Origin of the sequence: Pedobacter sp. KACC 23697 (assembly GCF_045348445.1) — a bacterium.
GTDB lineage: Bacteria > Bacteroidota > Bacteroidia > Sphingobacteriales > Sphingobacteriaceae > Pedobacter.
Window position 1 is genome coordinate 112,161 of sequence record NZ_CP157485.1, and the last position, 26,654, is coordinate 138,814.

General features: G+C 39.4%; 18 protein-coding genes. 11 read left to right on the plus strand and 7 right to left on the minus strand.

The genetic code is table 11. The features are described 5' to 3' along the window. The first annotated feature begins 28 nt into the window (after positions 1–28). Entirely contained in the window at positions 29–1,240 is a 1,212-nt protein-coding gene (locus tag ABEG20_RS00460; protein ID WP_406825456.1) for a bifunctional 3,4-dihydroxy-2-butanone-4-phosphate synthase/GTP cyclohydrolase II, read from the plus strand. 633 nt (positions 1,241–1,873) lie between these two features. Here the strand turns inward: ABEG20_RS00460 and ABEG20_RS00465 are convergent. Beyond that, complete coding sequence (locus tag ABEG20_RS00465) at positions 1,874–6,304, minus strand: translocation/assembly module TamB domain-containing protein (RefSeq protein ID WP_406825457.1); 4,431 nt, start codon at positions 6,302–6,304, stop codon at positions 1,874–1,876. A 74-nt stretch (positions 6,305–6,378) separates the two neighbouring features. Here ABEG20_RS00465 and tsaD point away from each other — a divergent pair, with 74 nt between their 5' ends. The 3 genes from tsaD to ABEG20_RS00480 all read left to right on the plus strand — a co-directional run bounded on the left by tsaD (position 6,379) and on the right by ABEG20_RS00480 (position 10,326). Further along, positions 6,379–7,380 (plus strand): tRNA (adenosine(37)-N6)-threonylcarbamoyltransferase complex transferase subunit TsaD, encoded by a 1,002-nt coding sequence (gene tsaD / locus ABEG20_RS00470; RefSeq protein ID WP_406825458.1) that lies wholly within the window; start codon positions 6,379–6,381, stop codon positions 7,378–7,380. 316 nt (positions 7,381–7,696) lie between these two features. After that, entirely contained in the window at positions 7,697–7,894 is a 198-nt protein-coding gene (locus ABEG20_RS00475; protein ID WP_406825459.1) for a hypothetical protein, read from the plus strand. A gap of 77 nt (positions 7,895–7,971) precedes the next feature. Beyond that, positions 7,972–10,326, plus strand: coding sequence for a TonB-dependent receptor (locus tag ABEG20_RS00480; protein ID WP_406825460.1), 2,355 nt, complete (start codon positions 7,972–7,974; stop codon positions 10,324–10,326). 86 nt (positions 10,327–10,412) lie between these two features. On the opposite strand, the gene recA is transcribed toward ABEG20_RS00480, so the two are convergent. Both recA and nth read right to left on the minus strand, forming a co-directional pair. Further along, positions 10,413–11,426 (minus strand): recombinase RecA, encoded by a 1,014-nt coding sequence (gene recA, locus ABEG20_RS00485; protein ID WP_113950465.1) that lies wholly within the window; start codon positions 11,424–11,426, stop codon positions 10,413–10,415. A 134-nt stretch (positions 11,427–11,560) separates the two neighbouring features. Further along, positions 11,561–12,226, minus strand: coding sequence for an endonuclease III (gene nth / locus ABEG20_RS00490; RefSeq protein WP_406825461.1), 666 nt, complete (start codon positions 12,224–12,226; stop codon positions 11,561–11,563). 405 nt (positions 12,227–12,631) lie between these two features. Here nth and ABEG20_RS00495 point away from each other — a divergent pair, with 405 nt between their 5' ends. Together ABEG20_RS00495 and ABEG20_RS00500 are read left to right on the plus strand one after the other, a co-directional pair. Then, positions 12,632–13,108, plus strand: coding sequence for a DUF3347 domain-containing protein (locus ABEG20_RS00495; RefSeq protein WP_406825462.1), 477 nt, complete (start codon positions 12,632–12,634; stop codon positions 13,106–13,108). 15 nt (positions 13,109–13,123) lie between these two features. Further along, on the plus strand, positions 13,124–15,418 hold the full coding sequence (locus ABEG20_RS00500; RefSeq protein ID WP_406825463.1) for a multicopper oxidase domain-containing protein: 2,295 nt from the start codon (positions 13,124–13,126) through the stop codon (positions 15,416–15,418). A 1-nt stretch (position 15,419) separates the two neighbouring features. On the opposite strand, the gene ABEG20_RS00505 is transcribed toward ABEG20_RS00500, so the two are convergent. After that, positions 15,420–16,379, minus strand: coding sequence for a hypothetical protein (locus tag ABEG20_RS00505; RefSeq protein WP_406825464.1), 960 nt, complete (start codon positions 16,377–16,379; stop codon positions 15,420–15,422). Between the two features lie 362 nt (positions 16,380–16,741). Between ABEG20_RS00505 and ABEG20_RS00510 the strand changes: the two genes are divergently transcribed. Genes ABEG20_RS00510 through ABEG20_RS00520 form a run of 3 tightly spaced genes read left to right on the plus strand, consistent with a single transcriptional unit; the run spans position 16,742 to position 18,381 of the window. Then, positions 16,742–17,227, plus strand: coding sequence for a hypothetical protein (locus ABEG20_RS00510; protein WP_406825465.1), 486 nt, complete (start codon positions 16,742–16,744; stop codon positions 17,225–17,227). A 1-nt stretch (position 17,228) separates the two neighbouring features. Beyond that, positions 17,229–17,780 carry a hypothetical protein gene (locus tag ABEG20_RS00515; protein WP_406825466.1) on the plus strand — a complete coding sequence of 184 codons (552 nt, stop codon included), beginning with the start codon at positions 17,229–17,231 and terminating at the stop codon, positions 17,778–17,780. A gap of 4 nt (positions 17,781–17,784) precedes the next feature. Continuing rightward, entirely contained in the window at positions 17,785–18,381 is a 597-nt protein-coding gene (locus ABEG20_RS00520) for a hypothetical protein (RefSeq protein ID WP_406825467.1), read from the plus strand. A gap of 262 nt (positions 18,382–18,643) precedes the next feature. Here ABEG20_RS00520 and ABEG20_RS00525 read toward each other — a convergent pair whose 3' ends face one another. After that, complete coding sequence (locus tag ABEG20_RS00525; RefSeq protein ID WP_406825468.1) at positions 18,644–19,828, minus strand: MFS transporter; 1,185 nt, start codon at positions 19,826–19,828, stop codon at positions 18,644–18,646. A gap of 755 nt (positions 19,829–20,583) precedes the next feature. Next, complete coding sequence (locus ABEG20_RS00530; protein ID WP_406825469.1) at positions 20,584–21,168, minus strand: RNA polymerase sigma factor; 585 nt, start codon at positions 21,166–21,168, stop codon at positions 20,584–20,586. A gap of 259 nt (positions 21,169–21,427) precedes the next feature. Here ABEG20_RS00530 and uvrA point away from each other — a divergent pair, with 259 nt between their 5' ends. Both uvrA and ABEG20_RS00540 read left to right on the plus strand, forming a co-directional pair. Next, positions 21,428–24,241 carry an excinuclease ABC subunit UvrA gene (gene uvrA / locus ABEG20_RS00535; RefSeq protein WP_406825470.1) on the plus strand — a complete coding sequence of 938 codons (2,814 nt, stop codon included), beginning with the start codon at positions 21,428–21,430 and terminating at the stop codon, positions 24,239–24,241. Positions 24,242–24,249: 8 nt separating this feature from the next. Next, complete coding sequence (locus ABEG20_RS00540; protein ID WP_406825471.1) at positions 24,250–24,903, plus strand: LysE family transporter; 654 nt, start codon at positions 24,250–24,252, stop codon at positions 24,901–24,903. Positions 24,904–25,328: 425 nt separating this feature from the next. Here ABEG20_RS00540 and ABEG20_RS00545 read toward each other — a convergent pair whose 3' ends face one another. After that, positions 25,329–26,651 (minus strand): peptidoglycan DD-metalloendopeptidase family protein, encoded by a 1,323-nt coding sequence (locus ABEG20_RS00545; protein WP_406825472.1) that lies wholly within the window; start codon positions 26,649–26,651, stop codon positions 25,329–25,331. Between the last annotated feature and the right edge of the window lie 3 nt (positions 26,652–26,654).

A 26,654-nucleotide genomic window follows, 5' to 3' on the forward strand; every position in this document is an offset into this window, starting at 1 on the left:
TACGCCATTGCCCCATAATGCTTATAAAATGCAAACAAAATTAAACACAATAGAAGAGGCCATCGCAGATATAAAAGCTGGTAAAGTAATTATTGTTGTAGATGATGAGAATAGAGAGAACGAAGGTGATTTTTTAACGGCAGCTGAAAATGCAACGCCCGAGATCATTAATTTTATGGCTACTTACGGCCGTGGTTTAATCTGTGCCCCTTTAACAGAAGAACGTTGTAAAGAGTTAAATCTTAACCTGATGGTGGGTAAAAATACAGCGGCTTACGAAACTAATTTTACGGTTTCGGTAGATTTGGTTGGTCATGGTTGTACTACCGGCATTTCGGCAAGCGACCGCTCTAAAACGATGCTCGCTTTGGTTAACCCTAAAACCGATCCTGAAGAGTTGGGCAGACCAGGTCATATTTTCCCTTTAATAGCCAAAGATGGTGGTGTAATCCGTCGCGCAGGTCATACAGAAGCTGCTGTAGATTTAGCCCGTTTGGCCGGTATGAAACCTGCGGGTTTACTGGTAGAGATATTAAAAGAAGATGGCGAAATGGCCAGACTTCCGGATTTATTTAAAATTGCAGAGCAACACCAGTTAAAAATTATATCCATTGAAGATTTAATTGCCTATCGTTTAAAGATAGACAGTTTAATTAAACAGGAAGTTAGTATTGATTTGCCTACCAATTGGGGCGATTTTAAAATGACGGCTTATACGCAGTTGGATAATAACGCTACGCATTTAGCCATTTCTAAAGGTGAATGGGATGCCAACGAGCCTATTTTGGCACGCGTACACAGCTCTTGTGTAACGGGCGATATTTTTGGATCTTGCCGTTGCGATTGCGGTCCACAGTTGCACAAGGCATTAGAAATGATCGAAAAAGAAGGTAAAGGTATTGTGGTATACATGAACCAGGAAGGTAGGGGTATAGGGCTGATTAATAAGTTACGTTCTTATAACTTGCAGGATGCAGGTTTTGATACGGTTGAAGCCAATATTAAGCTGGGTTTTAAAGGCGATGAACGCGATTACGGTGTCGGCGCGCAGATCTTACGATCAGAAGGGGTAACTAAAATGCGTTTAATGACCAATAACCCAACCAAAAGGGCAGGTTTAATTGGTTATGGCTTAGAAGTGGTAGAAAACATTCCGATCGAAATTGCAAGTAACGTACATAACGAACGTTATTTAACCACCAAAAGAGATAAAATGGGCCATTCGATTATGAAAGGATAATTGAGTTTGGAGTTGAGAGCTTAGAGTTGGGTGTTTTCCTAGCTTAAACCTAATGACCAATAAGAAGAGCCAATATGGAACTACAGTTCAATATTGGCTTTTTTAGTTTATGTCTTAAGAGGTGAATTAGCTATTGATAGTCTAATCGGTTCACACTTTATTTAATCGTCCTTTCGACCGAAGTGAAACGGAGTGGAGAAATCTATATGGACACGTTTTACAAGCATAAATTATAGGTAATGAAGTTGGTAGTTCTTCTGTTAAAGATTCTTCATTTCATTCAGAATGACAGCTTCTAAAAATTAATTGTCATCCTGAACGCAGTGAAGGATCTTTTATTTGGCGGCGCTATCGCGATTCAGTTAGGCTCCTAAATTTAAGGAATATTAGATCATTTAAGTCTTGAGTGAATCATAAGCTTTGGCGATTACTAATTTGCTAGGTAATGAAGTTGATATTTCTTCTGGTAAAGATTCTTCATTTCATTCAGAATGACAGCAGATAAGAACCAATTGTCATCCTGAACGCAGTGAAGGATCTTTATATACTGAAAATTAGCTTTTCAGCAGAAAAATTATTAGTGATGAACAACGCCCTAATAAAACAATGACCAATAAACTAACACAACCAATATTACCTCTTCTGATTCCCCTTAGTTTGATTAATAATCGCTTCTTTGTTGATCGATTTATTCGTCTTAACAGGCGTCTGGCTTTGTTTTCTTTTCAGGTTCCGGCGGTAAGCACCAGAAATTTTCTGAACAAATTCCTTAAACGTATCAAACTGTTGTGTATACACCAAACCGAAGGAGGTGACGTTTGCGGTTGGACTGATCCCGCTGTTTAAGAATATACTCTGTTGCGTAGGTGGTTTATTTGCCGCTTTCATCGTCAAGCTTCCATCTTTTTTAATCAGGAATAGGGCTTCCACCTCTCTGCCCACATTATCTTTAGAGAAATCGATCACGGTAAAATCGTTCACACTGTTTCGGTCTACAATACCAGCATTAATAATTAAACGATCATTAAAGAATTTAAACGATGCATTGGCCTCGCTTAATGAACGTACGTTCAGATCGACAAAGTTTAAGTTTAACGAAGAAAGCACGTTGTTAAACTGATTAAATACCAATTCGGTAGCGGTACTGGTAGCCGTTGAACTCAACTGGTTTCCAATTGACTGCCCGCCATTGCCCGGTGCAAAACTTCTTCTGATGATTAAACTGAAAGCCTGCAGGTTCAGATTATTCTGATCGCTTAAATAGGTTTGCAATTCTTCTTTAATGGAAGGTTGTGCAGGGAAATTAATGTCAAGTTTAATATCAGGTTTTAGCAGTAAACCCGTTAGGCCCATTTCTACCTCGGTATTTACCCTTTGATTGGCATTGCTGCTGGCATCGCGGTTTGCCGCCTTGTAAAGGTCATTTAAGCTTGCCCTTAAAGCATATACTGCCTTTAAGTTAATCTGCGCGGCAGTAGGGTTACCTGTCCAGCGGATGGTTCCACCTTGTCTGATTTCGAATTTTTTGTTGATGACCTCCTGCGCTGTAAAATCGAAACTTCCGGTCTCGATAATATAATCTCCAGACATTTCAAAATCGCCAAAACTATTGATGTTTAAGCTCAGCTCGGCATTACCTTTGCCACTTAAATTACCCAGGGTGGTGTATATGTTTGCCGTCGTATTTGGATCAATGGTTAGTTTGAAACTTAAGGTTAAACCATCAAAGTTGGTTTTTTTCTTAACCAGCGCCGTCGAATCGCGGCTTACAAAATTAATGAAGTCTTTATCCGATACGGTTTCAGAACTGTTTAATGGCAGGTTAAATACAGTTCCCTTTTCCGTTTTCGCCTTAATATCAATCTTCATTTTATTGGTAGGTCCTGTAAACGTAAATACACCTGTACCATATGCACGACCATAATAAATAGAATTATCTTTTGCGGTAGTATTTAAGGCCATTAAACTGTTGGCATTCACCTTTACGTTCAATGTTGGGTAGTTGATGTCGTTTAAATCTACGCTACCATTTGCGGTAGCTTCATGGCCTTCAAGATCTTTAAGTACAAAATCTTCAAGCTTGATTACACTGTTATTTACTTCTACTTTATCGGTAATGACATAAGTGGTTTTAAGGTAGTTTACCATCAGCTCCCCTTTATTTAACGATAAAGTCCCGTTAATTTCCGGCTTGTCTAACTTACCTTTTACCGTTAAGTCAGCTGAAATGTTTCCTTTTAACTTGGATACGAGTTGTTTCACAAATGGCTCAAGCACAGTAAGTTTGCTGTCGTCCATTTTTATGGCAAGGTCGATTTCTTTTTCTTTTAGGTCAAGATTTCCGGTCAGCTTAAAATTCTCCGTATTATCGGCCACAATGCGGGTAAATACATTAAGTTTTTGACTTTCATTGCTATATGATGAAGTATCTGTTAAGGTACCAATATAAATATCATTAAAGTTTAACGAATCAACCTTTAGGTCATCAGTTACCCGAAGTGTTTTTAATACGCCGAATAAATCAGTCTTCCCGTTAACATTTCCACCTAGTTTAACACCAAAACTTTTGGTAAAAGGGTTAAGCGTTTTTAAGCTAAAATCTTTAAATCCAACACTAATCAGGTCTTTTGGGTCTTCAGAAATTAATCCGTCAATAGTAACCTGCTGTTTTCCATTGGTTAAATCGAAATTACTGATCTCGGTTTTACCATTGTTCAGCACGATGCGTACTTTCTCCTGGATACGCCATTCTTCATTATTGATTTTTAAGATAGATGGCAATACGCTTAACCTTGCGGTAGTATCCTGGTTTTTGGTAAATTCTACCAATCCGTTTAAGTCGAGCTGATTATCTTCATCGGTGTTAGACATTTTTACGTTGAAGGCCAAACTATCGTTCCGCAGGATGTTGGAAATGTTTACATCTTTAATGAACAAACTGTCGTTAAGCTGCACGCGATCGGAAGTTACAATCAGTTGAAGCTGTTGTGTGGTGGTATTTTCATCGAGGATAATATTGTTTACGACAATACCATTGTATTTTAATTTCTTCACAAAACCATTTAGTGTGGCAGTATTATTGCGCGAATCGAAATCTCCCGTTAAGGTAGCGCCTTCTTCCAGTTCCAGGCCCGGCGCCAGTATCTGCGCAAGCGGTTCGAATTTTTTAACCTGAAGGTTAAACTGGAAAATCTGCTTATTGTACTTTATAATGTCTGCTTTTAAGGAAGGGATATACGTTTTGGCAATAGCCTTATAGTAAGAAGCAATAGAGTTTAAATCATATTCACCTTTAATACTGGCGTCTAAAATGTCTGAGCGGATATCGAGCACGCGGTTAGCGCCTGTGCCATTGGCCATTAACTGTACCGAATCTACGCTGTAAGTGCCTTTCGGGTTTTGCAGCCTGATCTCTTGAATCAATAATTTGCCCGATATATTATTCAGGTTGGTGCCCGAAAAATTGGTGGTAAATTTGGCATCAACCATTAATGAATCTTTCAATAATTTTAAGGCTTTCAATCGTGCCTTAGAAATGGTCGCATTAAAATTAAATACAGGTAATTTAGGGTTCAGGTTAACACCCCCGTCAAATACCAGCTTAACGTTCCGGTCGTTAATGCTCAGTTTGCCATCAAAATATTTTTTATCGAAGGTGCCATCAATCTTTACGTTACGGTACCTGTATTTATTAAAGTCGATGTAAGCGATGTCGCCATTGATTTTTTCGGTTAAATCTTTCAGTTCCGTACCACGCCCTTTCACATATAAGGAAGAACTGATCCGGCCCAGGCTCTTTTCGTCTAAAAGATCGCCGATGTTAAAATCGTATGTTTTTACGTTTCCGGTATATGAAGGAACATCCTTTTGATCGATTTTCATGTTCACGTCAGAAACAACCCGGCCCAGTTTCGTTTTAAATTCACCGTAGGCAATAAAATCGTTCTGAAAGCCCGTAAAACTTCCGTTAAAGTTAATATTGCCAAATTTCTTTACAATTACCGGAACCATTTGCTTTTTGCTGTTGGTAATGCCTGCCAGCACTTGCTCAAGATCGGCTTTGTTTGTGCCAGCCATCTCGATGTTCAGGTCCATAAAGGTTTCTTTCCATTTTGGCAGCCCCTTTAAAATAAAATCGCCTTTAATGTGCGTGGCCTTTCCTGTTCTTATGGAGAGCTTTTTGGCTTTAAGGTTATTCACTAAACCCGTAATCTGGCCATCAACATCCAGGTCGAGTTTCATGGTTTTTAATTCAGGAGCAAAAAACGCAACATCTCTTGAAGTAATATGGCTATCTTTAAAGATGGCCTTCATCCGTACATTATCGATGTATTGGTTAAAATCTTTAAAGCTTTTAAACCGCATTTGATAGTAATTGGTCAGACGGCTCTGATTGGTTTCGAGCAATAGGTTTTTTAACTCGATGGCATTACTGTCAACCGTGGTTTGCGCCGTTAAATTTTTAAGGTAAAATCCGCTGCGCTCTTTAAAAGTTAAGTTTTTGATATTGGTTTTTAACAAGTGCTTCTTGGTATCCAACCCTTCAAAAATTCCGCTCAGCTGTTTAACGTTTACGTTATCAAAGTTTACACTTGAACCCTGGGTGGTATCTTTTGCGTTATAGTTAATATATCTGAAAGCAAACTTGTTTAAAATGAGGCGGCCCAGGTTTACGTCAAAAGGCTTGCTTTTCTTTTTCTTTACCTTAGGTTTACCAGAATCGAAGTAGTTGATGATGAAATCGAGATTAGAAGACTTATCTTTGAAATCCTTTAGGAAAAACTGACCATCATTAATTTGAACGGTATTGATATCGATGATCTTTTTATCAATGGATAATCGATTAATATCGACCATAAATTGTGGCGTGCTCAATAAAGTGTCTTTTTGTAGATCTAAAACCAATAAATCTTCGAGTACGATAGACTTAAATGGTTTGATGTAAAGACTCTTGATTGATATAGTGGTATTAAGTTCTTTAGACAGGTATGCAGCAGCCCGTTGTGCAAAATAGGTTTGAACAGGCTTAAATTGTAGTGAGAAAATAAGAAGCGCAAGCAGCAAAATTATTGATGCAATTACCCAAAGGAGTATTTTAAATAGTTTTTTAATAATTTTGCAGCTTAAATATTAATAATTTGTCTGTTATACTTGCTATCGAGTCTTCTTGCGATGATACATCCGTTGCTATTTGTAACAACGGCAAAATTACTGCCAATGTTATTGCAAACCAAACAATTCATCAAAATTATGGTGGTGTTATACCTGAATTAGCTTCAAGGGTACATCAGCAAAATATTGTGCCTGCCGTACAACAAGCTTTAATGATTGCAAAAGTTACAAAACAGGACATTAGTGCTGTAGCTTTTACACGAGGGCCAGGCCTTTTAGGGTCATTATTGGTTGGTGTTTCTTTTGCTAAATCTTTTGCATTAGCTTTAAATATACCATTAATTTCTGTTAATCATATGCATGCGCATATCCTGGCACATTTTATTGATGATCCTAAGCCGGGTTTTCCTTTTATTTGTTTAACCGTTTCCGGCGGGCATACGCAAATTGTGCTGGTAAAGGACTATTTTGATATGGAAATTGTGGGCGAAACATTGGATGATGCTGCTGGTGAAGCTTTTGATAAAACCGCTAAATTATTGGCCTTGCCTTATCCCGGCGGACCACTGATTGATAAACATGCACAAAATGGAAATCCTTTGGCATTTAAGTTTGCCGAACCACAAATTGCCGATCTGAACTTTAGTTTTAGTGGTTTTAAAACTTCTATTCTCTATTTTATCAGGAAGCAAGAGCAAGAAAATCCCAATTTTATTGCCGATAATTTAGCTGATATTTGTGCATCAGTTCAACATAGTATTGTACAGATTTTGCTCAATAAATTAAAGAAAGCTGCAAAGCAGTACGGAATTAAAGAAATAGCTATTGCGGGAGGTGTTTCTGCAAACTCTGGTTTACGGAATGGACTGCAAAAAACTGCCGATGAACTGGGTTGGAAAATTTATATTCCGGCATTTCAATATTGTACGGATAATGCGGGTATGATTGCCATTGCAGGTTACCAGAAGTACCTGAAAAAGGATTTTGTAGGGCAGGATGTTTCACCAATGGCACGGATGGAGTTTTAAAGTTGGTTTATTGGTCATGGGTTCATTAGTCAATGGTTTATAACCAATTGTCTAACGTCTCCATATTATGAATCGAAGGACTTCAGTATGATTAATTCTGTGGATAAAATCCTGGAACTAGTTCAGGATTACGCCTGCTTAGCGGATTATAGTTCTTAAAGCATATAGATTGAAAACTGGAGACCGGCAACTGTGAACTGAAAACTGCGTACAAAAACTGATTGGATTATAGCCCCCTGGAATGGATTAACACCTTAACTTTCGACTTCGGACACCCGACCTCGGACCAATAAAAACTATTAAATTAAATACATATATGACTGGAGCATCATTAATATTTTGGATTGTTTGTGCGATACCTTTAATCGGCCTGTTGTACTGGTTGATCAGAAAGGATAAAAACAAACTTAAAGGAAGCTGGGGTGTGATTATCCTGGGCGCTTTACTTATTGCAGCACTGCTGGTTATTGTCTACGTAACCAAAGATTTCAGTGCAATTTTTAGCCAGAATTAATCAAAAAGCTTCTTATTCTTATTTAGACCTATTCTTATTAGCATCTGTTTTCTATCTTTGTCAAAAATTAAAGATAGATGAAAAAAATTATACTGATCGTTACCATTCTGATGTGTAATCTTCTTTTGGCGCAGGGCCAAAACGTGAAGATTGAAGGGCACATCAAGGATAAAAGAAATGAAATTCCCTACGCAACCCTCTCTTTACCGGGCCAGAAAGTACAGGCCGATAGCAAAGGTTATTACTCGTTTTATATCAAAAGTGGCATTCCATTTAATATAAGGTTAGATGCAGTTGGCTATCAAACAACTACACAGCAAATTGCTGCAGTAAAAGCGGATACTATTATCAATTTAACATTGGAACCAGTTCCCAATACTTTAGATGATGTGTTGATTTCGACTTCAAGAAAGCCGGAAAACATCAAAAACATTACCGCTTCAGTAAGTATTGTAAATAAAAAGAAACTGGAGAAAGAAATGGCCATTGTACCCGATTTAAGTACAATACTCGCTAATCAGGTGCCTGGTTTTGCGCCTACAGCACAAACCGGGAATAATGTAGGGCAGAATTTACGGGGCCGCCCAATGCTGGTGATGATAGATGGTGTGTCTCAATCCTCGCCACTAAGAAATGCTGAAGTGGATTTAAGGTCGATAGACCCATCGGTACTTGAGCGCATAGAAGTGGTAAAAGGGGCTACAGCCATTTATGGTAATGGCGCTGCCGGAGGTCTGGTAAATTATATCACCATGGTTCCGGATACAGCTGCCAGGTTTGCAGGTAAAACCCAGCTTAACTTAAACGGATCTTTGGTTAAAGTCAAAAACTCCGAAGGCGGCAGGATTAACCAGATGTTTTATGGGAAACTGGGTAAATTTGATTACGTGGTGAGTGGAATGTATGAGCAAACCGGAGAATATAAAGATGCCAAAGGTGATGTAGTTGGACCCAACTATAGTTTAGGCGAAACTGATAGTTATAATGCTTTTGCCAAGTTCGGTTACATGCCTGCAAAAAATCAACGGATCCAGCTTACCTATAATACCTACAGCAGTTTGCAGAACAGTAATTTCACTTTGGTAAACGGTAATCTGGCCACCGGTCAAAAAGCAACAGGTGTGTTGGGAAAACCATTAGGGATTCCAACCGGTGTTGATTATAATCATAATCTAAATCTATCGTATAAAATCGATAGTACATTTTTGCATTCGAGTTTACATGCAGATCTCTATTACGAAACCCGTAAGGATGTATTCTATGTTTCCTTAGGTCGTTTTGACGGAGGTAACGGCCAGTCGCTGGCCAAAAATGATAAACGGGGGGCACGTTTATTTCTGGAAACACCAGTGCTAAACCTCAATTTTTTGAAGATGAATCTGGCCTATGGTGCAGATTTCATGAAAGATAAAACCGCACAGCCACTGGTTGATGGTAGAGTATGGGTGCCCACAATGGATATGACCAATATGGCACCTTTTGCGCAGGCAGATTTTAATATTTTGAGCAAACTGGTATTTAAAACAGGTCTGCGTTACGAAAATGTAAATATTGCCGTTGATGATTACCGTACCTTACGAACTACAGGCGCAAACAATGCAACCATTACCCCATCTTTTGAGGTAACCGGTGGTACTTTAAAATACAGTACTTATCTTTTTAATGCAGGTTTAAGGTATAACCAATTTAATGTGTTCAGCCCCTTTGTAAGTTTCTCTCAGGGTTTTTCTGTGATGGATATTGGCCTGGCATTACGTGATGCCAAAGTAAACAGCATTGATAAGATCAATACCGATGCGGTAAAGGTTAATAACTATGAAGCGGGTTTTGAAAGTAAAATTGCCGGATTAACATTTTCTGCATCGGGATACATCAGTACATCCAAGCTGGGGATTGAAGTGGTTTATGATCCTGCTACAGGTTTATTTAATACAGCCAGAAACCCTGAAAAAATTTATGGTTTTGAGTTGGCAGCCGATTACCAGCTGTTTGATCAGTTGGGTTTAGCTGCAAGTTACAGTTATACAGAAGGCAAGCGCGATATCGACAAAAATGGAAAGTTTAATGATGCGGGTGACTTGTATCTTAATGGCCGCCGTATTTCGGCACCAAAAGTTACGGCTTCAGTCAGCTATAGTCCGTTAAAGGTATTGGATTTGACATTGAACTATACCGGCATCAATTCGCGTAATAGGTTTGAGAAAAACAGCAACGGTATATATAATGGGAACGAAGGCGCTGTTAACGCATATCATTTATTCAGTTTTGCGGGGATTTATCAGGTTAAAAAGAATACCAGGCTTACTTTGGGTGTAGACAATATTTTTAACCAGGATTATTTTCCGGCAAGGGCCCAATGGTTTATGCAGCCTGGTTTCTATTCAAAAGGGAGAGGTACTTCAGTAAACTTTGGCATTTCGGTTAGTTATTAACCGAGATTTCCAGTCCTAAAATAAAAAAAGCGTCACAATTTAAAAATTGGGACGCTTTTTTTATGTTGAAGGGGAACTGATCAGGCTTATTTTTCTGCCAGATGCTCACCGGTTACTTCTGCTTTAATCTTAATTTCCAGTTCTTCTGCAAGTTCCGGGTTGTCGCTTAACAATTGTTTTACAGCATCTCTACCCTGACCTAGTTTGGTATCTCCGTAAGAGAACCATGAACCTGCTTTTTTGATGATGCCAAAATCAACACCTAAGTCGATAATCTCGCCATTTTTAGAAATCCCTTCACCAAACATCACATCGAATTCTGCAATACGGAAGGGAGGAGCCACTTTATTTTTAACAATTTTTACTTTAACGCGGTTACCAGAAACTTCATCAGAATCCTTGATTTGTGAAATACGGCGGATATCTAAACGTACCGATGCATAAAATTTCAAAGCATTACCACCAGTTGTGGTTTCAGGGTTGCCGAACATTACCCCGATTTTATCACGCAGCTGGTTAATAAAGATACAGCAACATCCGGTTTTTGAAATTGTTCCGGTTAATTTACGTAAAGCCTGACTCATTAAACGGGCATGTAAACCCATTTTACTGTCGCCCATTTCGCCTTCAATTTCACTTTTAGGCACCAACGCCGCAACAGAGTCGATTACAATTACATCTATAGCACCAGAACGGATTAAGTTATCGGCAATTTCTAATGCCTGCTCACCGTTATCGGGTTGAGAGATTAATAAGTTATCTGTATCTACGCCTAATTTCTTTGCATAAAACTGATCAAAAGCATGCTCTGCATCAATAAAAGCTGCAATACCGCCTTTTTTCTGTGCCTCGGCAATAATATGTGTAGCCAAAGTTGTTTTACCAGAAGACTCCGGACCATAAATTTCAATTACACGGCCTTTTGGAATACCGCCAATACCCAAAGCGATATCTAAACTGATTGATCCGGTAGATATAAAATCTATTGGTTCAATGGCCGTATCGCCAAGTTTCATGATGGTACCTTTTCCGTAGGATTTCTCTAGTTTATCTAAAGTAAGTTGCAGGGCTTTTAATTTATCTGGATTTGCAGTGCTCATTTCTTTTTTCATTGATTGCGTAAATATAATTGATTATCGGCTAATATGCTCAAATGTTGATATTTATAATGCTAAAATATTTAGCTAAGTTAAATGTTTTTTGGCTAATGTCAATAGTAAAGTGAAAATATTTTTTAAGCTTTTAATTTGTCCCTCTCGTTTTGTGCGGTTAAACGTTCAAAATACCTGCACATATAGGTGATTTCACAAACATCACATTTGGGGTTCCGTGCTACACAAACATAACGCCCGTGCAGGATCAGCCAATGGTGTGCAATATGGATGTCGTGTTCAGGAAGGTTTTTAACCAAATCCTTTTCAACTGCCAATGGCGTTTTGCCGTTGGTTAAACCCAGCCGGTTGGCCACACGGAAAACGTGGGTATCAACCGCCATTGCCGGTGCGTTGTAAATTACAGATGCAATTACATTGGCTGTTTTACGGCCAACGCCCGGCATTTTTTGTAAATCTTCAATCCCTGAAGGCACCACGTCGTTAAATTCGTTTAGCAGAATATGGGCCATGCCCACCAGGTGTCTTGCTTTGTTGTTGGGATAACTGATACTGCTGATGTAATCGAAAACAATATCGGGCGTAGCTTCGGCCAAAGCTTTAGCGTTAGGAAAGCGCTGAAAAAGAGCAGGCGTTACCATATTCACCCTTTTGTCGGTACATTGTGCCGAAAGGATTACCGCTACCAAAAGCTGATAAGGGTTGTTGTAATGTAACTCGGTTTCTGCATCAGGCTGCTTGGCCGAAAAATGTTCTACAAAAAGTTTGTAGCGTTCTTTTTTAAGCATGTGCAAATATAGGCTAAAGATGGAAAATGCAAGGTGCAAATTGCAAGGTGGGTGATGTAAGATGGAAAAGGTAAGATGGAAAAAGTAAGATGGAAAAGGTAAGATGGAAGAATTGGGGTTATGGTAAAACTGTGGTTTGCCATTTCAATCGCAGTAGCGCGATTTTTGTAATACAGTTCCCAATATCTCTCCCACTTTGCGTTGCTCCTGTTGAGATAACAACCCTTGTATTGGAATCTTTCAAGGTAATCCAGTTGAAGAATCATTGTAAAATCTCTTATCGACAATCGATTAACGCTAAATCCCTAGCCCTGCATTAGGGTAATAATTATGTAAACATTTTCTGTAAAAGTATAACATCGGGGAAGGCCATGCCACTAGCTTTGTTTAAAATTTAAACACACAATGAAAACCTTATTTAAATTATGTACGATCCAGGTTATTGTACTAATTATGGCAGGCAGTGTATCAGCTCAGGAAAAAGCCACATCGGTTAACCCTTTACAAGCTTATTACGAACTTACCGATGCCTTGATTGGCAGCAATGCAAGTGTGGCTGGCACCAGGGCTACGGCATTAATTGATGCGCTAAAAGCCAATGAAAAAACCAATGCTTCAAAAGTGTTTCGAGATAAGATATTATTTGATGCCGAACACGTTGCCGAAAGTAAAGATATTGAACACCAAAGAGATCATTTCACTTCTTTATCAACTGATTTTTATGCCTTGGTAAAAACGGTAAAACTGAACGATAAGCCTGTTTATTATGTTTATTGTCCGATGAAGAAAAGCTATTGGTTAAGTGAAAGTGAAGTGATAAAAAATCCATATTATGGTAATAAAATGTTAAGCTGTGGTAAAGTTGCCGAAGTATTGAAATAAAACACACGCTACAAAATGAAATTTATTTTAGTTTGTTGCCTTAGTATTTTGCTCCATAGTTTTGCTTTTGGCCAGCATCAGCATAACGAGGTAAAAGCAGCTGAGCCCAAAAAAGCTTCCCATAAAGCAAGTAATGTAAGAACTTTAAGCACTGGCAGGTCGCCAGGGGTTGTGCGCTATGATTTATATGTGGCCGATACAACCGTAACTTTTGGCGGGAAGCCTAAGCGCGCCATTGCGGTGAACGGACAGATACCCATGCCAACACTCACCTTTACCGAAGGCGATACCGCAGAAATACATGTGCACAACAGGCTAAAAGAGTCAACCTCATTGCATTGGCACGGGCTATTTTTGCCTAACCGATACGATGGCGTTCCTTATTTAACCCAAATGCCCATCAAACCAAATGAAACCCATGTTTACCGTTTTCCTATCATACAGAACGGCACCCATTGGTACCATAGCCACTCTGGTTTGCAGGAGCAGATTGGCATGTATGGCGCAATGATTTTAAATAAAAGAAAAGAGCCGGCCATACCTACTGTACCTGTTGTTCTAAGTGAGTGGACCAATATGAAACCTCATGAAGTGGACAGGAGATTGCACAATGCGAACGATTGGTTCGCCATTAAGAAAGGTACAACACAAAGTTATGCTGAAGCCATAAAAGGCGGACATTTTAAAACCAAACTCACCAACGAACTGAAACGAATGACTGCCATGGATGTGAGTGATGTATATTACGAAGCTTTTTTAGTCAACGGAAAAAATCAGTACCAGGTACCGAACAAGCTCAAGGCAGGCGATAAGCTAAGGTTGCGCTTGGCTAACGGGGGCGCATCCAGCTATTTCTGGCTCACTTATGCCGGCGGTAAAATAACCGTAGTAGCCAATGATGGTAACGATGTAGTGCCGGTAGAAGTAGACCGGCTGATGATAGCTGTATCCGAAACCTATGACGTAATCGTCACTATTCCTGAAAATAAAAGCTACGAGTTTTTGGTCACACCTGAAGACCGCACCGGATCGGCTTCATTGTGGCTGGGCAACGGGCAGAAAGTGCCGGCTCAGAAACTGCCCAGACTGAAATATTTCGAAGGCATGAAAATGATGAACGAAATGATGGATATGAACGGCAATCTGGTGCAGATGGGCGGCATGAAAATGCAGAACCAGGTGATGGATATGAATGCCGTCATGTATGCTGAGCTGGATGATGTGGGGACAAATGCTGTTGTTGATGCTGAAGCACATCAAGACCATAATATGGGTGATAAACATGGCATGAAAGCACCCATCACAACATTAAATTACGATATGCTGCGCGCGCCTGAAAAAACGGTTCTGCCGAAAGCACCCATCCGGCAGATGGAGTTTCAGTTAACGGGTAACATGAACCGTTATGTTTGGACCCTGGATCATAAAACGATTTCTGAAGAAGATAAAATCCTCATTAAAAAGGGCGAAAACCTTCGGATTATTTTATATAACAACAGCATGATGCGGCACCCTATGCACCTTCACGGACATGATTTCAGGGTAATCAATGGCCAGGGTGATCACGCACCTTTAAAAAATGTAATCGATATTATGCCCATGGAACGCGATACCATCGAGTTTCGTGCTTCAGAAAGTGGCGACTGGTTTTTTCACTGCCATATTTTGTACCACATGATGAGCGGAATGGGTAAGATTTTTAGCTATGAAAACTCACCGTTAAACCCCGAAATCCCGAACCCTAAACTGGCACAGCGAAAACTTTTTGCTGATGACAGGATGTTTCATTTTATGGCTGAAAATGATTTTGCCAGTAATGGAAACGACGGTATGGCTATGTTGGCCAATACGCGCTGGAGCATTGGAGCCGAATGGCGATTGGGTTATAATAAAATGCACGGTTTTGAAACCGAAACCCATATTGGCCGGTATGTAGATAAAATGCAATGGTTAATGCCCTTTGTGGGTTTTGATTGGCGGTATCGGAAGATGGAAGCTGGTGAACCCGAAACCAATATTTTTGGCCAGAAAAGCACAAAAGATAAAAGAAGCATGTTTAGTTTGGGGCTTGCTTATACCTTACCCATGTTGGTTATCGCACAGGCAGAAGTGTACCATGATGGTAATATCCGCTTGCAGCTCATGAGGGAAGATATACCGGTTTCTAAGCGACTAAGGGCAAGTTTTATGGTTAACAGTGATAAAGAATTTATGGGTGGACTTAAATTCATCACCACTAAATACATGGGTATTTCTGCCCACTATGATAGTGATATGGGCTTTGGCGCAGGCTTAACGCTTAATTATTAAGCTAACCATTCGTTATCTCCCTCAACAACTTGTCGCATTCGGCAAAGGCATTATACAGATATTTATTGCGGTGTTTTTCACCCTGACCGCTAAAAGAAACCGATTTCATAATCAGACCCTGCATCCATTGTTTGGTTTGTTTGCAATAGGCCTGGTCTTCGGTTCTTAGATAATTAAAAGTATTAAACCTGTTGTAGCAGGCCATGCGTTCTTTAAAATCAACCAGATAAGCGATGCTTCCCAATACATCGCAGTTGTACCAGTTAAAGGTATGGTTAGGGTCGATGGTTTTTTTGCTGCTAATGGCATACATATTCATATCGGTAAGGCAATACCTTACCTGTTCTACAATTTTTACAGCCAGTTCAGTATCCGTAAGATGGCCGGCTTCGAATGCATACCTGATCTGTTCGAGTGTGCCGGTTACGGTATCTTTAGACCATATTTCGGTACTTGGTATTTCCAGATAAGTGGAATGGAGCTCCTGCGAAATTTTAATAATTTCATCAGACAGGAAAGAAGCGCTAAACGGAATGCTGAGGTTACTGGCACTATTTGCCCAAAAGAAGAGTTTGAAGCTGGTAAGTTCAGGGTACTTGAAAAAATGAAATAAGGGAATGTCATCTGTCGTGATGGTAATGTGTTTTTCCTTGCTTTTTTTAATGTTTTTAAGGTTCTTCAGCAGATTGCGCAGGTAGTTCACCATATCCAGATCTTCGTTTACGCTTAAATAATTAAAGGTAACCGACAAAGATTTTTTCGGACTGTAAAGAAATGGGACATCGAAACAGTCAGAAAGTTTGATGAGCTGTTGAAAGGTAAGGTTGCTGTCTCCTCTTATTTTTTTATAAGCCTCGTTCGTGCTGATCCCCAATTCTTCGGCTACACTCAGCGCCAGGTTCTGGTATTCGGGCAGGGCCGCTCTGATGGCCTGAAAAAATGATACTTGCTGATTATCCATAAAGATTAATTTTTAGGTGAATCATTGCGATTTTTTTTATCCGATTAGTTTGTTTAAGCTGGTTAATTTTTTAAAGATAATCTTTCGCTGCTTAATTTGGTTGTATATATTCTCATGAATTTGTTATAAATATAGCTATAATCTATAAGATTAATTCCAGAATTTTTGATGTAATAGATTTGATCAACAAATTTAAACCACATCAAATGGATAGACAATGCTCAACCTTCACAATTCCAGCGGGTGCGACCCTTGGATTGAATCAAAAAAACATAACTGCTATTTCAGCGTTTGCCTGCTTTTATTTTCTATCGGGCTGCGCCTCGTTCTCTGACGGGCCTATCAGGCATCACAAAGTCAAATTGACTGAAAGCAACTTATCAATGCTTTCGGGTACTTATGAATTATATCCGGATTCAGTTTACAAGAAGAATGGAATAACAGGTCTGCAGGCTTGCTCATCAAAGAATCATCAATTACATCAATATATTGGGGCAAGTAGGATAGGTTTTGACACACTTGCCAATTATTCTGTAGTTGTACAGGTTTCAGGTGATCATGTAAACTTTCTTTTTAAAGAAAATGACATGATTAAAGATTCGGTAAGGTTATCATTTAGATTACAGTCGCGGGGTTTGTTATTGTTAGGGAATAAATATGCCAAGTCAGAAGGCATCCCTTACATTTTGGGTGGGGCCAAAAGCGAGAAAACCCGAATAGGTTTAGCTAAAGATGGCAGCCTTATTCTAAATCATGCTATTGACGATACTGGCGCTATTCTACTCTTTTTTACTGTCGGTTATTCCTATAATACTTCTTATCATTTCAAAAGAATAAACTCAAAATAGTATGAAAAAGCTTTTTTTATTTTTTGTTTTAGCGCTGCTAGTCGATGTGGCTAAATCACAGGAAGGAAATGATAATTTTTTTAGGCATTTAAGTGGTGGTTTGGAGTTTGGTGCCGCGACATTGGAAAAGCCACTGTTATCAGGGTGCATCGCTTATCATAAACCAGGTTCTTATCTCAAGTTTAAAATCTCTTCTATAATGCAAGAAACATATGAGGTAAATGTTGACGGTCAGAAAACAACTGTTCCCGGTTTTTCGGAAGCTGCCCTGATTTTAGGTAAAGGGCTTAAATCGAATTCCAATCATCGGTTCGAATTTGGTGGCGGTGTGGCTGTAATTGCCGATCTTAAAAAGTACGATCAGTCTAATAGCGATACCATGAGGGATAAAATTATACAGAAAAATTCGGCCGGAATTGTTGCTGAAGCCAGGTATATATACCGTTTTGTTGATGGTATCGGGGTTTCTCTGTCGGTAAACGGCAATGCGAACAGGCAAAAAACTTTTGCCTCTATGGGTTTAGGCGTTGTATTTAGTGGTAAAATGCTTTAATGATATGAAAAAGTATGTTTTAAGTTTACTTTGCCTTTGCATTACAGGTTTGGTTTTTGGACAGCAGGATACTTTACACCGAAAGTGGAAAACCTATTTCGGTCTTGGTTTTGGTTTGGGCGGCGGTGGAAACAGGAGGTTATACACCGATTTAGATTTCTACCTGCAACAAAGAAACAATTATATATCAGTTAAAACATCAGGCGTTAAACGGATGAGGGTATTTTACTTTGGTGGATTGCCCGAACCGCGGAGTTCCGACGTCAGTATATTAGTAGGTAAAAATTACACTTTTAACCGTTATCATTATCTAAAATTTGGTACAGGCCTATCACTGGCTAATCACATCAGCCAGGGCGCATTTTTGTACGATGATTGTGACCGGCCGGGAGGATGCCTTTTTGGCAATTATGTATATGAAAAGGTCAGAAAGAGACCAATTGGTTTGCCATTTGAGATCAAGTATGGTCTTTATCTGGATGGGACCGCTTCAGTTACTGCTGGTTTTTCGGCAAACTTAAATAAGGTAGCGTCATTTTATGGAATATCAGTGGGTTTGGTACTAGGCCGGCTAAGAGATCAGGTAAAGAGAAAATATTAAGCGCATGTAAATTAAAGAAGAAATGGATATTCTGGTGTTGGGTTTTATGAACGGCGCAGACCCTTGAAAATAAACCTGTTGGAAACAGCAGCCCGAGCTTTTTTCTGCGAGGCTATAGTGTACAGCAGGACTTACTATTTCTAGCTGTACTTGTTTTCATTTTCTAAAAATTAGCTGGCAACCAATTTTGAACGATTGAGTTTTGAATGAGAGCATGACTTGTATTTTCTAATTCAATCATTTTTCATTCTGTCATTCGAAATTAATGAAAAGAAGTAGCCGCCACTTTAACCTTTTCGGTTACGCCCTGGTTGCTTTTGATCAACCAGAAGGCAAATAATGCGCCTACCAAAGCCATGGCTGCGCCTACATAAGCCGGTGACGTATAATCGAAACCGTAAACCAATGGAAGTCCGCCGAAGAACGCGCCTAAGGCATTACCAATATTAAAACTTGCCTGACTGGCGGAGGCGGCCAGCATTTCGGAGCCTTTTGCACTTTGGATCATCAACATCTGGATTGGGGCAGCTAACGAAAAAGCAACCGCACCGGTAATAAAAGTCATGATTAAAGCCAATGGCTGACTCGCCGATACAAAGTGTACAATGGTTAAGGTAACTACCATAGTGAGCAGTAAAGCTGCGGATGCTTTTGCCGGAGAAAACTTATCTGCAAGTCTGCCACCAATGTAATTCCCGAACATCATGCCCAAACCGGCCAGCATTAAGATGTAGGTTACGGCATCAGCTGAAAAACCCGCAACATCTGTCATTAACGGTGCGATATAACTGTACCAGGTAAATAACCCACCGGTTCCGATAGAGATCATGAAAATGATGATCCATGCTTCTCTTTTTTTGAAAAAACTTAATTCTGCTTTTAAATCGCGGTTTTTTGTGGCCTCTAAAGCAGGAAGCCATAATTTTAAACTTAAAAGAGTTATCAAACCTACAAATACCACTACTGCAAAAGAGATACGCCAGGAGAAATTGTGTCCAATAAAGGTGCCCAATGGTACGCCCACAATATTGGCAATGGTTAAACCCATAAACATGAGTGATACGGCTTGCGCAGCTTTCCCTTTCTCTGCAATTCTACTGGCTACTACTGATCCTACACCGAAAAATGCACCATGAGGTAAACCCGAAAGTAACCGGGCAATAAATAAAGTATTAAAAGTTGGGGCAAAAGCAGAGAAAGCGTTAAAAACGGTGAACATGATCATCAAAGCGATCAATATCATTTTTGGCGGATATTTGCCTGCAATTATAATTAATAACGGGGCACCAATTACTACACCCAATGCATAGGCGGAGATTAAATGCCCGGCCTGTGGAATGGTTACTGCTAAATCTTTTGAGATATCAGGCAACAGGCCCATCATCACAAATTCTGTGATCCCGATGCCTAAGCCGCCTAAAGTAAGTGGAAGTAAGTTCTTGTTCATTATGCCCTTAGTGTTAAAATTACACTATGCAAAGTTAGGGCTTTTTATGGTAGAGATTGTAAAAATTGGGACATTTATAAGAGATGGAAGATGTGGGATGGAAGATGGAAGATGAAAGATGGAAGATGTGAAATGGAAGATGTGAGATGGCTGAGGGAGGGCTAAGCGGTAGTAGGATGTTTCATGGCTGATAGGCAATAGTTAATTGACAGATTGGTTCATGGTTGAATTTTTGAGCGCTTATAATGAGATCCTCATGGTTTAAAGCCCAATAGTTTATGCCCTTATCGGTTAGGCCATCCGCCAATGAACTATTAACGCATAACCCGGTAAGCTTGCACTAACAAATAAACCAATGACTCATGGGCCAATAACTAATAAACCAATGACCAATGAACCACCTCACTTTTCCTTTTTCCATAAAAAAAAGTTTGCCCCACCCTGTGGAGCAAACTTTTTACAACTGAAAATTTTATAGTGACCTGCTGTATGCTAGAATCTTATTGATGGTTTCATCTTGAGGATCTTTAGCCAGTTTATCTAACTTACCTTTTATTTGATCATAAAATAAGTCGATTTCTGCGTCCGATTCAATATCAGTTCTAGGCTGAAACATGTTAGGTGTAGGTAAATTTACATTGTTTTGTGGTGTAGAGGTTTTTGTCATAAGCAAATAAATGTGATAAGTTTTATAAACTTAACGATAGTTGAGATGCTTTATTTCAAACCCTAAAAAATTTTATGTAACATTTTTACTACCCTTTGTAGGTCATCTCTTTTGTTTTAAGCATTTTACGCAAATTGCTTAATGCATAGCGCATACGGCCCAGGGCTGTATTAATGCTAACATCAGTTAAATCTGCTATTTCTTTGAAGCTTAAATCGGCATAATGGCGCATCAAAAGCACTTCTTTCTGTTCATCCGGCAATAAATGGATCATCGCTTTTAAATCTTTATGGGTTTGATCGCGAAGCATTTTATCCTCTGCGCTCTCATCATAAAAGTGTAGCATATTGAATACATCCATTCCATCAGCACTGGTGATGATCGGTGTTCTCTTTTCTCTTCTGAAATAATCGATAACCAGGTTATGTGCGATACGCATTACCCAAGGTAAAAATTTACCTTCTTCGTTATATCTTCCAGATCGCAGGGTATTGATCACCTTGATAAAAGCATCCTGAAATATATCCTCCGCCAGATATTGGTCTTTAACCAATAAGTAGATAGAGGTATAAATTTTACTTTTATGTCTTTTTAAAAGTTCCTGCAATCCATTCTCGTTCCCGGCAATATATACCTTTACCAGGTCCTGATCATTATATGATTGTAAATTCATAGGTTTACCTACACTAAATCCCGTACTATTTGCTAAAAATTAATTTGTAGATGTTTAATTTCTATAGCTTATCTCCTATGTTTTTTGATATGTGTTAGTTTGGTTTTGAGGTTGTTAATGTTCAAAGAAAGTTATTTTTTTATCAAAAAACAAAAAATAAAATGTTAAAAAATAAATTAACCGTCTTAGTACCCTATTTTTGTATCTTCTTAAAACCCTAACCACATTCTGGGGTTATACATTATATTCGTTACCATACATGAGCAAAAAAGAGGCCGAAAAAGATCCGCATAAAAATATTATCATAAAAGGTGCCCGGGTGCACAACCTAAAAAATATCGATGTTGCCATTCCAAAAAATAAACTTGTGGTGGTAACGGGTATGTCTGGTTCGGGAAAATCTTCACTGGCATTTGATACTTTATATGCAGAGGGACAACGCCGGTACGTAGAAAGTTTATCATCATATGCCCGTCAGTTTATGGGCAGGATGAATAAGCCCGATGTTGATTATATTAAAGGTATTGCTCCGGCAATTGCCATTGAACAAAAGGTGATTACTTCCAACCCCCGCTCTACAGTTGGTACCTCAACGGAAATTTATGATTACCTGAAACTGCTTTTCTCCCGCATAGGGAAAACCATTTCGCCTGTTTCGGGCAAAGAAGTGAGAAAGGATTCGGTAAGCACGGTGGTAGATTATGTAAATGCCATGCCCGAAGATACCACGGTAACCATTTATTGTCCGCTATATCCGCATAACAACCGTACCATTAAAGAAGAACTGGCTATTTTATTACAGAAAGGTTTTTTACGCGTGCTGATCAATGATAAAATAGAAAAGATAGAAGCTGTTTTAGACGATGCTGATTTTAAAGACACAGAACTTACTGATGATAAAACCGTTCAGATCCTGATCGATCGGATTGTAACCAACCAGGAAGAAGAAACATTAAGCAGACTGGCCGATTCGGCACAGACCGCTTTTTTTGAAGGTAAAGGCGATTGTTATGTAGAAGCCCAGGGTACAACGAAACATTTTAGTGATCGTTTTGAACTGGACGGAATAAAATTTGAAGAACCTACGCCCAACTTTTTCTCTTTCAACAATCCTTACGGCGCCTGTAAACGCTGCGAAGGTTATGGAAACGTTATCGGCATTGATGAAGATCTGGTGATTCCTGACAAAAGTAAAAGTGTATATGATAATGCCATTGCCCCTTGGCGTGGCGAAAAAATGAACGTTTGGTTACAAAACTTTGTTAAAGCTGCACCAAAATTCGATTTCCCCATCCACCGCCCATATAGCGCGCTTACTCAAAAAGAACAGCAGCTACTTTGGACAGGTAATAAATATTTTGCTGGTTTGGATGCTTTTTTCAAAGAACTGGAAGAACAGACTTATAAAATCCAGTACCGGGTAATGTTATCCCGTTACCGCGGAAAAACGACTTGTCCGGAATGTAAGGGCTCGCGTTTGCGTAAAGATGCATCGTATGTTAAAATAGCAGAAAAATCAATTATCGACGTGGTGCTGATGCCGCTATCGAAAGCATTGATTTTTTTTAACGAATTAAAATTGAGTGTAAACGATACCAAAATTGCCAAACGTTTGCTGGCAGAAATTGATAACCGTTTCCTGTATTTAAACAATGTGGGTTTGGGTTACCTTACCTTAAACCGATTATCCAATACTTTATCTGGAGGAGAATCGCAAAGGATTAACCTGGCAACATCGTTAGGCAGTAGCCTGGTGGGGTCGGTTTATGTATTGGATGAGCCAAGTATCGGTTTGCATCCGCGTGATACCAATAAACTGATTGATGTATTAATCTCGCTCCGTAATGTCGGTAATACCGTTTTGGTAGTAGAGCACGAAGAAGAAATGATGCGTGCTGCCGATCACATTATTGATATAGGTCCGGAGGCAGGTACCCATGGTGGTAACCTCGTTTTCAGCGGTAATTATGAGGAGATTTTAAAAGATAAAAATAGCTTAACGGGTCGTTATCTTTCTGGAATAGAGAAAATCGCCATACCAGAAAAACGCCGCAAATGGAAAGACCACATCCTGATTAAAGGTGCCAGGGAAAACAACCTGCAGCATATCGATGTGAAATTTCCACTAGGTGTTTTTACTGCAGTAAGTGGTGTTTCGGGATCGGGTAAAACCAGTTTGGTTAAAAAGATTTTATATCCGGCTTTACAAAAAGCCATCGGAAACTATGCCGGTGAACAAACAGGTGCTTACGATGGTATTTTTGGAAATTATGACCTGGTAAGTGCTGTAGAAATGGTTGATCAGAATCCGATTGGTCGTTCGAGCCGCTCTAATCCGGTTACCTATGTTAAAGCCTGGGATGATATCCGTGCACTTTTTTCGGGCTTGCCAGCAGCAAAAGCCGCCGGACTTAAACCTGCTGCTTTCTCGTTTAACGTAGAAGGTGGCCGTTGCGATGTATGCCAGGGTGAAGGTGAGGTAAAGATTGAAATGCAGTTTATGGCTGATATTTATCTGCCTTGCGAGGCTTGCAATGGCAAACGTTTTAAACAACAAGTGTTAGATATCACTTATAAAGAGAAAAATGTTTCAGAGATTTTGGATATGACCATTGATGAGGCGGTTGATTTCTTTAAGGATGAACAAAAAATCCTGAATAAATTAAATCCATTGGTTGATGTGGGCCTGGGTTATGTGCATTTAGGGCAATCTTCAAATACCTTATCTGGTGGCGAGGCGCAGCGGATCAAGTTGGCTTCATTCCTGATTAAGGGCAATAATGCCAATAAAACGGTCTTTATTTTTGATGAGCCAACCACCGGTTTGCACTTTCATGATATTAAAAAACTCTTGAAAGCATTAAATACACTGATTGAACAAGGCAATACGATTTTGGTTATCGAACATAATATGGACATGATCAAATGTGCCGATTGGGTTATCGATATTGGTCCCGAAGGAGGCGATGGCGGTGGTAATGTGGTATTTGAAGGAGTGCCTGAAGCGTTGGTTAAAGTAGAAAACTCTTATACCGGAAAATATTTGGCTACGCATTTAAATTTAAATCCATAATTTCGGCAATGCTTTTTCTAACGTTTTTCATCGGCATCGCTCTCAATGCCATGGGTTATATTCCCCCGGGCAACATCAATCTTACTGTTGCCCAGCTAGCCATTAACAAGGGTATGCGCCAGGTTTGGTATTTTATCCTGTCATTCTCCTGCGTAGAAGTGTTTTTTACTTTCGGGATGATGCGTTTTGCGAGATGGGCCATGAGCGACATCAATCCGAATGAGGCGGTAAGCGAAGTGCGGTTAAGCACCCTGGTTGATTGCTTTATGATTATAATGTTTCTGGTAATGGGCACCATTACCTGGAGAAACCGAAAGAAAGTACCTAAAACGAGCAATAAAAAAGAGGATAAACGCAGTGGAAGTGTTTTGTACGGATTAATTCTGGGCGTTTTAAACCCTGTTCAGATTCCATTCTGGTTGTTTTTTGGAAATTACGTAATTTTACATCAATGGATCCAGACCGATTACCTTTCACTAGTGATATTTAGTTTGGGCTCAGGTGTAGGCTCATCTCTGGCCCTTTATGTATATGCTCATTTTGCAACGTATATTCAGGAAAAATTTGCACTTAGCAGTTTGATTATCAATAAATCTATAGCGATATTTTTGTTCGCATTGGCAGCCTATCTGGTTGTTAAACAGGCAATCGTTATTCTATAAATCTAATTCAAGGTCTGTGTTTTCACAGGCCTTTTGTTTTTGCCGTTTTAACGAATTTTTTCCCTACGGACGATTTGTTCGTAGTTTATTTTTTTGCCACGGAGGCATGGAAAGCCCGGAATGAGTATGATTGGTTTATGGCGTCGGATAAGGTTGTCAGTCTGAGGAATAATTTATCGTATAAAAATCAATATAAATGGACAGATGGATAAAGAAGGTGAATGGTCTCGAAGTATCGTCATTTCGCTGCGCTTCAGTCGAAAGGACGACGATTTTTTAAATCTGTCATTGATAACTCATGGAAGACTAATCTACGGTCTGTGTTCCATAAGTTCTTTATGTTTAGCCTCTTTAATAATTTTTCATTACGAAGCTATTGTTTTTCGTTCTGTGAGGGTACAGACCGGTGAATAAACAGTTGATTGTTATTTTATAATCCAGCCGGTTTCTGTATCGGCACTGCCAATGAGTTGATAATTACCGAAAATACCTAAAAGGTTTACGGTCTGTCCTTCTTTTAAGGTTGTTTTAAGCGCTGACAAACTATCCGGCCTGTCATAAACTTTTTGCTGAAGTAAATTTACTTTAAGTTTTTTCAAGGGCTCAGCTACCTGTACCAAGCTGTTGCTTTGAATAAAACCCGTGCTTCCATCTGGCAGTTCTGCCTGATAATAATTTCCTGTTGCAGCATTTGCCTGTACAATCGTACCCGCGTTAAGTGTAGCCAACACCGTTGCTTTACTTTGTGGCGAAGAGACCATTTTAACGGCGGATGTGGTTCTTAAGGTTTTATTTAACTTAACGCCAGAAGCGGTAACGGCACCAGGAGTTTTGGTTACAGGATCTATAAATGGTAGTGGGTTTACCGCACCATTAGCCGTGTAAATGCCAAAGTGTAAATGGGTAGGCGTTGTGCGGGCGTTGCCGGTATTTCCCATTAGCCCCAGGGTATCGCCAGTTTTTACTTCCTGTCCTTCTATAGCAATCTGTTTATCCAAATGGGCATAATATAAAGTATAATCTTTACCCTTTGGCCGCATCCAAACCACTTTTCCACCCAGGTTATTTTCATTCACCCGCGTTACTGTTCCTTCCGAAACCGCCAGAACAGGCATTCTGAAATTGCCGAAAATATCTATACCTTCATGCCTTCTTGCATCGTTATCCCTTCCATCTCCCCAATAACTTTTTATACTGTTGGTGTTTTTTGATTTTATCGGGAAAGCAAGTGATGGACCAGTGGTAATTTCTAATTCGTAAGCTATACTCTGCAATAGTTCAGGTTGGAGCCTGATCAGATAAGTACCCGTTTCATCAATATCGAAAACAATCGGATTATTTAAAGTATCTGCAGAGGCCATAAGTTTTTGGGTTTGGTCCTTACTATACCAAATATCAATATAAATCAAGGCACCATCCGAAGGTGTTTTGTTCAGTTTGATATTCAGTTTTTGCCCTTTGGTTACAGTGAATTGATAAGCTTTCGCAGGAACTTTATCCGCGGCAAAATAACCGTTCTCTCTGTATGGAATATTAATGTTCAATGCTTTCTTCATACTTATTACAGCAGCATTTAACCATGCCGAACCCATTGCCGTTTTATCCAGGCCTACACTTACCAATTTTTTTTGATATTGCTCGTGTGGAGTGGCGGCCTTAAATAGATTTACAGATCCTGTTTTGCAGGAGAGTATGCCTATTGCACAAGCAATAGGGAAAAGCCACATAATGATTCTGGGAATTCTCATTAT

Excerpts from the sequence above, each read along its gene's own strand:
- uvrA (WP_406825470.1), top strand. The coding sequence starts at position 21,428 with ATGAGCAAAAAAGAGGCCGAAAAAGATCCGCATAAAAATATTATCATA.
- ABEG20_RS00460 (WP_406825456.1), top strand. The coding sequence starts at position 29 with ATGCAAACAAAATTAAACACAATAGAAGAGGCCATCGCAGATATAAAA.
- nth (WP_406825461.1), bottom strand. The coding sequence starts at position 12,226 with ATGCTTAAAAAAGAACGCTACAAACTTTTTGTAGAACATTTTTCGGCC.
- recA (WP_113950465.1), bottom strand. The coding sequence starts at position 11,426 with ATGAGCACTGCAAATCCAGATAAATTAAAAGCCCTGCAACTTACTTTA.
- ABEG20_RS00530 (WP_406825469.1), bottom strand. The coding sequence starts at position 21,168 with ATGAATTTACAATCATATAATGATCAGGACCTGGTAAAGGTATATATT.
- ABEG20_RS00495 (WP_406825462.1), top strand. The coding sequence starts at position 12,632 with ATGAAAACCTTATTTAAATTATGTACGATCCAGGTTATTGTACTAATT.
- ABEG20_RS00475 (WP_406825459.1), top strand. The coding sequence starts at position 7,697 with ATGACTGGAGCATCATTAATATTTTGGATTGTTTGTGCGATACCTTTA.
- ABEG20_RS00480 (WP_406825460.1), top strand. The coding sequence starts at position 7,972 with ATGAAAAAAATTATACTGATCGTTACCATTCTGATGTGTAATCTTCTT.
- ABEG20_RS00515 (WP_406825466.1), top strand. The coding sequence starts at position 17,229 with ATGAAAAAGCTTTTTTTATTTTTTGTTTTAGCGCTGCTAGTCGATGTG.
- ABEG20_RS00500 (WP_406825463.1), top strand. The coding sequence starts at position 13,124 with ATGAAATTTATTTTAGTTTGTTGCCTTAGTATTTTGCTCCATAGTTTT.
- ABEG20_RS00525 (WP_406825468.1), bottom strand. The coding sequence starts at position 19,828 with ATGAACAAGAACTTACTTCCACTTACTTTAGGCGGCTTAGGCATCGGG.
- ABEG20_RS00520 (WP_406825467.1), top strand. The coding sequence starts at position 17,785 with ATGAAAAAGTATGTTTTAAGTTTACTTTGCCTTTGCATTACAGGTTTG.
- ABEG20_RS00540 (WP_406825471.1), top strand. The coding sequence starts at position 24,250 with ATGCTTTTTCTAACGTTTTTCATCGGCATCGCTCTCAATGCCATGGGT.
- ABEG20_RS00545 (WP_406825472.1), bottom strand. The coding sequence starts at position 26,651 with ATGAGAATTCCCAGAATCATTATGTGGCTTTTCCCTATTGCTTGTGCA.
- ABEG20_RS00505 (WP_406825464.1), bottom strand. The coding sequence starts at position 16,379 with ATGGATAATCAGCAAGTATCATTTTTTCAGGCCATCAGAGCGGCCCTG.